14 protein-coding genes are annotated in these 11,279 nt (G+C 54.3%); 2 read left to right on the forward strand and 12 right to left on the reverse strand.

What is annotated here, in order from left to right:
- Positions 1 to 7: 7 nt before the first annotated feature.
- From RGB73_RS25690 to RGB73_RS25700, 3 genes are all read right to left on the reverse strand, one after another.
- The gene (locus RGB73_RS25690; protein WP_310765890.1) at positions 8 to 346 is read right to left on the reverse strand and encodes an SCP-2 sterol transfer family protein; all 339 of its coding nucleotides are present in this window, start codon (positions 344 to 346) and stop codon (positions 8 to 10) included.
- Between the two features lie 244 nt (positions 347 to 590).
- The gene (locus RGB73_RS25695) at positions 591 to 983 is read right to left on the reverse strand and encodes a VOC family protein (RefSeq protein ID WP_310765892.1); all 393 of its coding nucleotides are present in this window, start codon (positions 981 to 983) and stop codon (positions 591 to 593) included.
- Positions 984 to 1,011: 28 nt separating this feature from the next.
- The gene (locus tag RGB73_RS25700) at positions 1,012 to 1,446 is read right to left on the reverse strand and encodes a hypothetical protein (RefSeq protein WP_310765894.1); all 435 of its coding nucleotides are present in this window, start codon (positions 1,444 to 1,446) and stop codon (positions 1,012 to 1,014) included.
- A 284-nt stretch (positions 1,447 to 1,730) separates the two neighbouring features.
- On the opposite strand from RGB73_RS25700, the gene RGB73_RS25705 reads away from it, so the two are divergent.
- Entirely contained in the window at positions 1,731 to 3,788 is a 2,058-nt protein-coding gene (locus RGB73_RS25705) for a methyl-accepting chemotaxis protein (RefSeq protein WP_310765896.1), read from the forward strand.
- Positions 3,789 to 3,934: 146 nt separating this feature from the next.
- Here RGB73_RS25705 and gcvH read toward each other — a convergent pair whose 3' ends face one another.
- The 8 genes from gcvH to RGB73_RS25745 all read right to left on the reverse strand — a co-directional run bounded on the left by gcvH (position 3,935) and on the right by RGB73_RS25745 (position 9,390).
- Positions 3,935 to 4,315, reverse strand: coding sequence for a glycine cleavage system protein GcvH (gcvH, locus tag RGB73_RS25710; RefSeq protein WP_310765898.1), 381 nt, complete (start codon positions 4,313 to 4,315; stop codon positions 3,935 to 3,937).
- A gap of 58 nt (positions 4,316 to 4,373) precedes the next feature.
- The gene (locus RGB73_RS25715; protein ID WP_310765900.1) at positions 4,374 to 4,826 is read right to left on the reverse strand and encodes a redoxin domain-containing protein; all 453 of its coding nucleotides are present in this window, start codon (positions 4,824 to 4,826) and stop codon (positions 4,374 to 4,376) included.
- Positions 4,827 to 5,001: 175 nt separating this feature from the next.
- Entirely contained in the window at positions 5,002 to 5,550 is a 549-nt protein-coding gene (locus RGB73_RS25720) for a peroxiredoxin (RefSeq protein WP_310765902.1), read from the reverse strand.
- 172 nt (positions 5,551 to 5,722) lie between these two features.
- Positions 5,723 to 6,913 carry an aminotransferase class I/II-fold pyridoxal phosphate-dependent enzyme gene (locus RGB73_RS25725; RefSeq protein ID WP_310765904.1) on the reverse strand — a complete coding sequence of 397 codons (1,191 nt, stop codon included), beginning with the start codon at positions 6,911 to 6,913 and terminating at the stop codon, positions 5,723 to 5,725.
- Positions 6,914 to 6,915: 2 nt separating this feature from the next.
- Positions 6,916 to 7,278 (reverse strand): arsenate reductase family protein, encoded by a 363-nt coding sequence (locus RGB73_RS25730; protein WP_310765906.1) that lies wholly within the window; start codon positions 7,276 to 7,278, stop codon positions 6,916 to 6,918.
- Between the two features lie 119 nt (positions 7,279 to 7,397).
- A complete protein-coding gene (locus RGB73_RS25735) occupies positions 7,398 to 8,282 on the reverse strand; it encodes a GNAT family N-acetyltransferase (protein WP_310765908.1) in 885 nt (294 codons plus the stop codon).
- 73 nt (positions 8,283 to 8,355) lie between these two features.
- Entirely contained in the window at positions 8,356 to 8,523 is a 168-nt protein-coding gene (locus RGB73_RS25740; protein WP_310765910.1) for a hypothetical protein, read from the reverse strand.
- Positions 8,524 to 8,577: 54 nt separating this feature from the next.
- The gene (locus tag RGB73_RS25745; RefSeq protein WP_310765912.1) at positions 8,578 to 9,390 is read right to left on the reverse strand and encodes a DUF2797 domain-containing protein; all 813 of its coding nucleotides are present in this window, start codon (positions 9,388 to 9,390) and stop codon (positions 8,578 to 8,580) included.
- 141 nt (positions 9,391 to 9,531) lie between these two features.
- Here RGB73_RS25745 and RGB73_RS25750 point away from each other — a divergent pair, with 141 nt between their 5' ends.
- Positions 9,532 to 10,233, forward strand: coding sequence for a polysaccharide deacetylase family protein (locus RGB73_RS25750; RefSeq protein ID WP_310765914.1), 702 nt, complete (start codon positions 9,532 to 9,534; stop codon positions 10,231 to 10,233).
- Positions 10,234 to 10,455: 222 nt separating this feature from the next.
- On the opposite strand, the gene RGB73_RS25755 is transcribed toward RGB73_RS25750, so the two are convergent.
- Entirely contained in the window at positions 10,456 to 11,187 is a 732-nt protein-coding gene (locus RGB73_RS25755; protein ID WP_310765916.1) for an amino acid ABC transporter ATP-binding protein, read from the reverse strand.
- Between the last annotated feature and the right edge of the window lie 92 nt (positions 11,188 to 11,279).

An 11,279-nucleotide genomic window follows, 5' to 3' on the forward strand; every position in this document is an offset into this window, starting at 1 on the left:
CGCGGGCTCACTTGCTGGTGAGGCGCAAAATCGCATCCAGCTTGAGCTGATCGCGCAGCGTCCCTGCGATCCGTACCCGCTGCCTGGCGCTCGCATACAGCAGCTCGTCTCCTTCCAGGAGCATTCGCACATCCATTTCCTTTCCTTGCAACACCAAATCGGCCGGTTCCCCCGTCCATTCTTCGCAGGAAGCGCTCCCCTGTGAAAACGTGAGCTGCCACCTTAGGTCCGTATCCACCGCCACGATCCCGACCCGCTTTTCCCAGCCTGCCGTCATCGGCCGCAAATGCGCTTTGCGCTGCAGCCTCTCCGCTACCCCTGCCAGCAGTCCTCCTATCCCGACCATAATCGCCCACCCCTCTCTTCTGATTGGGTTCGTGCAGCGGAGGGTCGAATCCTTTGACGACACTTGGGAGGCGCTGTCGTGTCCTGTCATTGCGGACCACTTTCTCTCGACATGCGAATTTTTCTATTCGAAAACCTGGCTGCCATGCTTTTTGCCGGAACCGCGGTTGCCCTTATACTTTCCTATCTGCACAAAAAAACTTCCGCCGATGTGGGCGGAAGCTTTTCGCATACGCGATCCTTTGCTATTCATCAAACTCGTCTTTGTCCAGCCGAACCTCTAAATGATGTCCATCCGGTGTCTCAAAATAGAGATTAAAGCTGGTCGGACGAGTAATGGGGCCTCTGTAACAGATGTTTTCCGCTTCCAGCTTGTCGACCAGATAGTCCAGCTCTGCGCGGCTCGTCACCGAAAAAGCGATGTGATCGACTTGCCCCACTCCGCCCTTGCCATCGTCCCCATTGAATGGATGAAGACCGAGCCGTGTGTATGTGCCGATTTGAAAGTAGACAGGCGCTCCTTCCACTATATTCTCTTCCGGGATGGGAACTTCCAATATGTCTTTAAAAAAATGAGCTACCTTCACAACATCGCTACAATTCAGTGCGATGTGATGAACGCCTTTCAAATGAAACATTCACACTGCCTCCCACGTCAACTTACGGTCACGCGCTTTTTTGCGACATTTGCTTTCTTTTGTTGTACTGCTTCAACCGTTCGCTCAGCCGTTTCAAACGAATCATCAAGGCTTCGCGCCATTCCTCGTCTTTCAATTCCTTGGCGATGCCGAGCAGATCCAGCGAAATGTCGATCTGTTGCTTCAGCACGTCGGCGAAGCTAGCCGCTTCATCCGTCATGGTACAATTCTCAAACAACTCGGTTGTATTGTCAACACTCACAAAATCGGCAAAGTCCACTTCGGGTGCCTGATCTCCTTGAGCATATTCTACTAAAATTTCGTACTCTCCCTCAATAGCGGGATGGACTTCGATTCTGTCGCATACAGGACAAAACATGATGGGGACGTTATGCACCAGCGTTTTATAATGACGGACAGACCCGATCGATCCTACCATTCCGGCACCACAGCAATAACTCATATTGTCTCCCTCCTTCTTCGCCAAACCAATATCGTCTGGCCGACACTCTGTCTGTATCAGCAATTGTAGCGCACGATCCACAGAACTCTCTACCCGCAAAACATACCAATCAATTGATGGAAAAAGGAATGGTCTTCTCATTGTACCTGATTTGAAGCGGATTGACCAATGTTTTCTGATTAGTTTGAAATTTTTCCCTGCATTTCCTATCACTTATATTCAATGTTTTGCCGAATATAGAGAAGGGAAATATACATCCGAAATCAGGAAAGGAGCGACTTCCCATGTTCCGGTTTACCAGCATCCGTTCGCGAACACTCAGCATCATGCTTCCCGTCATCCTTGTCACCTTGTTGGTCGTGATGGGATTGTCTTACTGGTTTTCCACCGCTCTTTTAAACGAAGAGATCACCAGTAACATGAACTACCAGCTGGACATGATCAGCGGCACTGTAGAAAAGCGGCTGGAGGCCCACAGCAAAGTGGTGGAAAGCCTGGCCCGCGCCATCGACAGCTCTCCGCAGCCAGTCGATATGGAGCATCTGAATGCGCTGCTCAAAAAATTCGTCCCGATCAACGAAACCTCTCTGGGAATGGGCATATTCATGGAGCCCTTCCGATATGATCCAATCAAACCGTTCGTCTCGACTTACGGTACGCTGCAGGATGACGGCACAGTAACGCTCACAGATGAGTACAACGACTCTGACTACAACTATCCGAATCAGTCCTGGTACAAAATCGGGGCCACAACCAAACAGCCTGTCGATTTCTCGCTGCCATACTATGACGACGTGGCGAAGACGTCCATGCTGACGGTCGTAGCCCCCATCCACTCTCCGGACAAAAAATTCCTCGGCGTGGTCACAGACGACATCGAGCTGGGCGACATCCAAAAATTCGTCTCGGAGACAAAGGTCGGCCAAACCGGCTGGTCGTTCCTCGTCGATCAGGAAGGCCAGTACCTCGCTCATCCGCAGACCGAAAAAATGATGAAGCAAACCATTTCTTCCGATGAGAATGCATCCCTGGCGAAGCTCGCCCCCACCTTGCTGGCTCAGGCAGAAGGCAGCTCGGAATTCACGGATGGAAATGGGCTCAACCGTATTTATTTTCAAAAAGTCCCGCAAACCAACTGGACTTTGGCTCTCGTCATGCCGGAAAAAGAATTTGTCAGCCCGCTGCGCATGCTGCTCATCCGACTGGCCGCCGTCAGCGTCGCAGGACTGCTTGTTCTCGTGCTGGTGATTCATTTGTACAGCAAGAACCTCGCGAAGCAAATCGACAAAGCGAACCAGCTCTCTTTGGCCCTGTCGGCAGGCGACTTCACCGCTTCGATGGAGATTCAGACCTCCGATGAGATCGGAAGAATGGGAGAGCGCTTCAACGAGATGACGGCTCGACTTCGGGAAACACTGGAGCGAGTCAGCCACAGCTCCCATCAGGTAGCGTCAACGTCCGAACAGCTGATGGCCAGCGCCGAGCAAACCAGTCACGCTACCGAGCAGATCGCGCAGAGCGTTCAGGAAATCGCCCACGGCACCGAGGAGCAGGTGAGCGCAACGAGCAAAGGCAGTGATGTCGTCACGGAAATCGCTCAGCTGATCGTTCAGATGGAAAATGGCATGGAGGTCGTCAGCTCCTCGATGGCAGAGGCGTACAAGCAAGCTTCCGCAGGCAACCAGATGGCCGTGCAAGCCGTCGAGCAGATGAGCGTCATTCAGACGGAAATGCAGCAGACGGCTGTCATGGTCAACACGCTGGGACAGCGCTCCGAAGAAATCGGGCAAATGATTACGCTGATTACCACGATTGCGGCTCAAACGAATCTGTTGGCGCTCAATGCGGCGATCGAAGCTGCGCGTGCGGGAGAACACGGCAGGGGCTTTGCCGTGGTAGCGGACGAGGTCCGCAAACTGGCGGAGCAATCGAGCTCTGCTGCCGAACAAGTGAGCAGGATCGTCGCCGATATCCAGCGAGATACCGATGCCGCCATTTCCGGGATGAGCCATGGCGAAGCAATCCTGCAGGACGGCATGAGCCTCGTTCAGTCGACCGGATCCGCGTTTGAACAGATCAGCAGCGCTACGAGCGAACTGTTTGCCCGAACGGACAAGCTGTCTGTGGAAATGAAGCAGATCAGCGAACAAATGGAAACCATCGTCTCTGCCATCGACGACATTTCCGCAATAGCCGAACGTTCGGCCGATTACTCACAGAACGTTGCGGCCGCGGCCGAAGAACAAAATGCGTCCATGCAGGAAATCTCCGCGGCGGCCACCATGCTTGCAAAAATGGCCGAAGAGATGAACGATGCGGTCCGTTCCTTCAAGCTATCCTAGGCATCCCCGTCCTATTGGAAACCTGGCTACTCCACGCCTTTTGACGGAGACGCGGTTGCCCTTATACGGGATAGGAGTTTTATCAATTCCTATCTGTATGAAAAAAGCCGGTGCGATCGTACGCACCGGCTTTTTGTTCGCTTTTCCTATTCTTTTACCATCGCTTCGTACTTGTCGGCCGGAAGCAGCTTGTCCAGTTCAGCCGCATCTGTCAGCTCCACAGCGATCATCCACGCTTTTTCGTAAGGCGAGGAGTTGACCAGCTCCGGTGCATCTTCCAGTTCACCGTTTACTTCTACCACTTTTCCGGTTACAGGAGCGTACAGCTCGGACACTGTTTTTACGGATTCCACACTGCCGAACGGCTCGTCTTGCTTGATCGTCGCGCCGACTTCCGGCAGCTCGACGAACACGATGTCACCCAGCTCGGACTGAGCAAAAGCAGTAATGCCGATGTAAGCCTTGTTTCCTTCTACACGTACCCACTCATGCTCTTCGCTGTAACGTAGATCTTTCGGGAATTCCATCGTTTACGTATCCTCCTATCAGGTACTGTCCATACCACATACTTATTTGACGAACATTCTAGGATTCCTCTTCGATCCCCAAAATTCTAAACAGGCGTTTTTTCACCAGGTTGAGTCCCTTTTCTCCGGCCTGGAAATGGCGCAGCTGCAGGTTCTCGTCAAACAGGTAGAAGGCTGGGACATACTCGTTTTGGAAAGCATCGACGGTTTTCATCTCGTTGTCGATGGCGATAGGATGGGTCAGGTTGTGTTCGGCGATGGTTTGCTTGATCGTTTCGATGTCTGTATCCTTCTCGGAACGAGGCATGTGAATCCCGACTACTTTCAATCCATTGGCTGCATACTTGTCCCGCCACTCGTTGACGCTCGGCATGGACTCCTTGCACATGTGGCAGCTGACGGACCAGAAGTGGACCAATACCGGACTGCCTGCCAGATCGGCTTTGGTCACCTGGCCGTTTACCCATTCGGTAATCCCAGGAAAATCAGGCAATTCTTCACGCAAACGCATCCACGAACACCCCTTTGTTATGTATGAGTTTGACTCCAGTAAAAAACCTCTGCCCGAGGCCTGCACCGAAGGGCGTCCGCGCTCGGCGGAAAGCGATTCTTGCCGGATCGGGCAGAGGGTGTTAAAAAAGGGCCTAACACCGGTTAGACCCTTCTTTCTTTTGTTGAAGCAATCCTTATTTCGCAGTCAGTTGAGCTTGTCCTGGGCGCCAGTTAGCTGGGCACAGTCCACCGGATTGCAGAGCTTGCAGCACGCGCAGCGTTTCGTCAGTGGAACGTCCGATGTTCAGGTCGTTCACTACTTGATATTTCAGTACGCCTTCTGGATCGATGATGAACAGACCGCGGTAAGCTTGTCCGCCTTCTTCATCCAGTACGCCGTAATCGCGAGCAGTCGTTTTGTTGAAGTCTGCTGCCAGCGGATAGTTCAGGCCGCCCAGACCGTTTTGGTCGCGAGGAGTGTTGATCCAAGCGCGGTGGGAGTGGATGGAGTCAGTGGATACACCCAGAATCTCAGCATCCAGATCCTTGAATTCTTCGATCGCATCGCTCAGTGCGATGATTTCAGTTGGGCATACGAAGGTAAAGTCGAGCGGATAGAAGAACAGTACCAGCCATTTACCACGGTAGTCGGAAAGGGATACTTTGCCGAAATCTTTACCGTTGCCCAGTGCAGTTTCCAGTGTGAAGTCTGGAGCTTTGTTTCCTACGAGACGTTGAGCCATTATGTGAAACCTCCTTAGGAATATGATCTTGCCTACATGTCCCATGATAGCAAAAACTCTAGTTTATAGTCAATACAATGTAGGAATGATTTCAACCTGTTATTCTTTTTCAATTACACGCATTCATCTGTCCACTCACAACAATTACTAGAGTAACCAGAGAAGCTCCCTTCTATACGCGCTTCTGCCTGCGCAAAAGAACACCGGAGTCGCGAATCGATTGGGCTGCTTCCCTAAGCACATCGGGCGTCTGCACCAAGGCGATGCGGACATAGCCTTCTCCCTCCGCTCCAAAGGCGCTCCCCGGAATGACGACAACTCCTGCCTCTTCCAAAAGGGCGAAGGCGAATTCGCGCGATGTCCAGTCATCCGGCACCTTGGCCCACACGAACATGGTAGCCTTGGGAGGCTCGATCACCCAGCCCGCTTCAGCCAGTGCGGACAGCAGCACATCCCTTCGCTCCTGGTAGATCGGTCCGACTGCGTTTTTTCCGCCCGAGAGCCGGTCTGCCCTCAGCGCCTCGACTGCCATTTGCTGAACCGGCAAAAAAACGCCGTAGTCTACATTGGACTTCACGACAGCGAGCGGCCGTATGATCTCGGCATTTCCGACCACGTACGCGATGCGGCAGCCTGCCATGTTGAAGCTTTTGGAGAAGGAATTGAACTCAATGCCAACATCCTTGGCCCCTGCCGCCTGCAGAAAACTGGGGGGCTTGTATCCGTCGAAAGCCATTTCCGAATAGGCCAGATCGTGTACGACGATAATATCGTGGCGTTTCGCGAACGCGACCACTTCTTCAAAGAAATCCAGCGTGGCCACAGCCGAGACCGGATTGTTCGGATAGTTCAGAATCATGAATGCGGCCCGGTCCGCCACTTCCTCGGGAATCGCGGTCAGATCAGGGAGAAACCCGTTTTCCTGACGCAGCGGCATGGCATACGGAATCGCGCCCGCCAAATGGACGCTGCCTGCGTATATGGGATAGCCAGGGTCGGGGACGAGCACGAGATCGCCCGGATCGGTCCAGGCCAACGCGAAGTGAGCGAGGCCATCCTGCGAGCCCATCAGAGAATGCACCTCTTTGTCCGGCGCCAGCTCCACTCCAAAGCGAAACTGGTACCAGCGGGCCACCTCCTCGCGAAACGCCGCTGTCCCTTCGCTCAAAGCATATCCGAACGCTCCCGGCTGCCGGATCGCTTCCGACAGCGTTTGCAGGAGGTGATCGTCCGGCTGCTGGTCCGGGCTGCCGATGCTCAGGTCGTAGACCGCCCTGCGCTTTGCCGCTTCTCGCTTGCGCTCGGCCATCTCGGAAAAGATCGCCGCCGACAAATGCTCGAGTCGTTTGGAAGGCTTTCGCATGTCTACTTGCCTCCCCAGGCTTTTTCCAGTTCCTCTGCCTTGAAGCCCAAGGTCACCTTCTCGTCGTCCGTGATCAGCGGACGCTTGATCAGCTTGCCGTTGGAAGCCAGCAGAGCGAGCATTTCCTCATCAGACATGCCGGGCAGCTTGTCTTTCAGCCCCAGCTCCCGGTACTGGACGCCGCTGACATTGAAAAACTTGCGCAGGTCAAGTCCGCTCGCCTTCCAGATGCTGCTTAGCTCTTCCTTGGACGGAGGAGCATCGACAATCGGGATTTCCTCGAACGCAACACCCTCGTCCTGAAGCCATTTTTTTGCTTTGCGGCACGTGTCGCATTTGTTGTATAAGTACGCTTTGATCGCCATGTATGTCACCTCGGTATGTGGAGTCCTTTGTGCATGATTTTTCCTATGGATAGCATACCATTGTCCAAGCGGCAGTGCATCCCTTTCCAGGAATGCTGCCGGCAGGCTTTGGGGGGTCGTCAAAAGACAGCTGTCTTCGGCATCCGCAAAGCGTTCCGCTCATGACCGACCGGTCCCCGCACCATGAGCTTCCCATCGCTATCGTGCACGATGGGCTCGAAAGGCAGCTCGGGAAAGCGGTCCGGCGGAAAATGCAGCACCCATTTGGTGAACGGCTCGGGTATCGCCGCACCTACTTCGAAGAGCGGGGGAATCTGCTTTCCGATGATGTCGTAGAGGTGCAAGGTCTGATCCTCGACAGCATAGACGAGAATCGCCTGCACACGCTCGGAATAATGCACGAGCCGCTCAAATGAGGGGCTGTACATATGCAGGAAAAAGGAAGACTCGTAGCCGACCGGGGCAAACACCCGAGAGATAGGCTCATGATTTTGGAAGCAGTCCCTCACCAATTGGACATCCCGCTCCTCGCGAAGGTGGATCGGGCGAAGCCCTCCATCCGAGCTGCCGCTGTGGGAATATTCCGCAACATAAGCATACTGCGGCACCATCCGAAATCCAAAGGGGGTGTAAAGCTCCGGCGTCTCCGTAAACAGCCACGCTGCCGGATATTCCCGATCGATGTCCGCGAGCATCTGCGAGAGGAGCTGGCGCATCAGGCCGCGCTTCCGATACTCGGGATGAGTCATGACGGATTGTATTCCGGCAGCCTCCACCCGCGCCCCGTCCATTTGCAGTTTGAGCGTAAACATCGAAGCGTTCGCTACGGCTCCCTCGCCGTCAAAAAACGTGTAGGGCCGGTACGTCGGATCCCAAAACCCTCGTGCGTGAAAGTCCTGAAGCTCATCGGCAGGAATGCCGAAGACACTTTCAAACAACGGGTACAACGATTCACGCTTGCTCGTTTCTTTCGAGTAGTGGCGATGGAAAGTCAGAGAGTCCATCCTATTCTCCTCCTGCAGAAAAACGACAGCCTGTATTTGACGCTTCGGCTGTCGTTTTCCTGATGATGGGCTTTCATTCAATTGTCAGCACGATATCGCCGGCTTCGTCGGGGCCGGGATTGACCTGCCACGTCTGCGCGAGCGGCGAATACGGCACACCCAGCTCCGTTCCTTTCAGGACTTCAGCCGCTTCTGCCAACGTGCCGGTCAAAGGCTCCGTATATTCGATCTCCCCGTCCATCGCTGCCTCTCTCCTCCCTGCCGTTTGTTTCAGTGTGAAGGAGTTGGGGCTACTTTATGCAGATGGCTTCGCCGCTACCTCAATTTGATAACCGGCGTGCTTTCGTGCCTGGAAGACGCCATTGTCGAAAATCAGGTACTGCGCCTTGACACCGATCAGTCGTCCACCGAGCTTTTCTTCCTTATCCAGCGTCCGGGAGTTGATCTTGTCCAGAGATTCCAGGATCGGATACGTGATGTCCACCCATTCGTCCTCCCGGTATTGGAACGGTTTGAACTCGTCCGGGAAATGGCTGTATACCTCGTCGCGCATCGCCAAAAGGTCGATCTCCTTGACGTCGCCCTTGAGCATCTTGCGCCAGTTGGTCTTGTCCGGCAAATACTGGCTCAGATGGAACTCCAATTCGCCTGCCATGCGTCTGGTCGGCACCTCGGCGATCGGGATGGCGCGGATCGCTCCCTGATCGACCCAGCGCTTCAGCTGGTTGTGCTTGCGCGTAAGTCCCACCTTGATGTCGCTGGACACCGCCAAATAGACGAAGTGCGGAATCATGCAGTATTTTTCACCAAAGCTCTCGTCCCGGCACGTCCCCTGATCGAAATGGCATTCGTGCGGCTTGACGATGCACAGGTCATTTTCCGGCAGCTTGGTAAAACAGGGGTAGCAATACCCGCTGTTAAAGGTCTTGTTCGTCTTGCGGCCGCAGGCGATGCAGTTCTTTTCGCCCAAAAAGGAAATGGTCAGCTCTCTGCCCAGCCACTCGTTCAGGGGCAAGCGCTCTTCGCCGATTTCCAGGTAATAGTCTACGGGCTTGTCCTTCCCGTGATACTCGTGCGTGAGTCCATGCAAAATACCGCGGAGCTCCACTTCGTTCTCTCCTCTCCTATGTACGGTCCTTCCATTCTACCATATCCCTTATGCCTACTGGCCGCTGTTTTCTTTTGGCAGCATGTTTTCCAAAAGAGGCGGTGAACCTAAAGGCATCTGAACCCAGAAGGAGGGGACGACATGCGCCGCGGCGCCTTTTACGCTATGCTCATCGCCTGCCTTCTCGGCTGGGGCGTCATTCCTGCTTGGGCGAGCGCTCCTGCTCCGCTCTATGAACCCATCCACCGGATAGACACGCAGAAAAAAGTTGTTGCGCTGACGTTTGATGACGGCCCGGACGCGACCTATACCCCCAAAATTCTCGAGGTGCTGCATCAAAACAAAGTACCCGCCACCTTTTTTGTGCTCGGCTCCCAGGTGGAAAAGCATCCGCGGGTGATGCAATGGATTTCCAAAGCGGGACATGAGATCGGCAATCACGGGTACCACCACTACGATTTGAACAAGCTGACAGAGCACGAAGTCTACGAGGACATCAAACAAGGAGAGCGCGCCATCCTCAAGACGACAGGGATCCTGGCGCAATACTACCGTCCGCCCGGAGGCGTCATGACCCACGATGTGATGAACGCGGTACAGGCATGCGGGTACGACATCATCCACTGGTCCGTAGACCCGCGGGACTGGTCGCTTGCCCGGACAGCATCCGTCATCGCCAAATCGGTGAAAAGCAATGTCTCGTCGGGGGACATCATCCTGTTTCACGACGGCGGACTGAACCAGCGCCAGACTGTAGCCGCCCTGCAGGAGCTCATAACGGATCTGCGTTCGCAAGGATACCGGTTCGTCACCGTCAGCCAGCTGTTGGACGCTGCGAAATAGTTCGAAGAAGAAGAAAAGCACCAGTGCTCGTTGTCAGCGTAGCATCTGGTGCCTTTTGGCGCTTAGACCGTCTCGGCCTTTACACGCGTTTTCCCCGTTGAGAAAGACCTCTTCATCATGGTAGTACGCGACATCTCCTTTGGCCCTTCGGCGTTGTCATTTTCCCCAAGTCATCGGCTTCCATGAAGTCTTGCGGAAACGATTGCAGCTTCAGAGGTTTCGTCATTTCACCAGCACCCGTCCGAGGAAGGAGCGAAGACGTTCGTTTTGGGTGTCTTCGAACAGCTCTTCCGGCTTTCCTTCCGCCATGATAATGCCTTGGTCCATAAAGATGACCCGATCCCCCACTTCCCGGGCAAAGCCCATCTCATGCGTCACGACGATCATCGTCATGCCTTCCCTGGCCAGATCCTTCATGACGGCCAGCACCTCACCCACCAGCTCGGGATCGAGTGCGGAGGTAGGCTCGTCAAACAGCATCACCTTCGGATTCATGGCCAGTGCCCGAGCGATCGCCACCCGCTGCATCTGCCCGCCGGACAACCGATCCGGATAGACGTCCGCCTTGTCCGCCAGCCCCACTTTTTTCAGCAGCTCGAGCCCTCGCTCACGGGCTTGCTCCTGCGGCATTTTCCGCACCTTTACCGGAGCCAGCATCACATTTTCCAGCACGGTCTTGTGAGGGAACAGATTGAAGCGCTGGAACACCATCCCTACATCTTCCCGCACTTTGTTGATGTCGACCTTGGGATCGGACAAGTCGTGCCCATTGATCACGATACGCCCGCTCGTCATTTCCTCCAGCTGATTCAGGCAGCGCAAAAAGGTACTTTTCCCCGACCCGGATGGTCCGATGACGCAGACCACTTCCCTTTCGGCCACCTGGGTCGTGATGCCTTTCAGCACCTGCAGCTGCCCGTAGTTCTTTTTCAAATCGGTTACTTGAATAATCACGGTACGCCCCCCTGTATCCGACTGCTCGCTTTCGTCTGTGCTTATAGTTTACATGAATAGTTAAAAAATTGCATGAATTTTGAACGCGTGCT

This window comes from Brevibacillus brevis, assembly GCF_031583145.1.
Taxonomy (GTDB): Bacteria; Bacillota; Bacilli; order Brevibacillales; family Brevibacillaceae; genus Brevibacillus; species Brevibacillus brevis_E.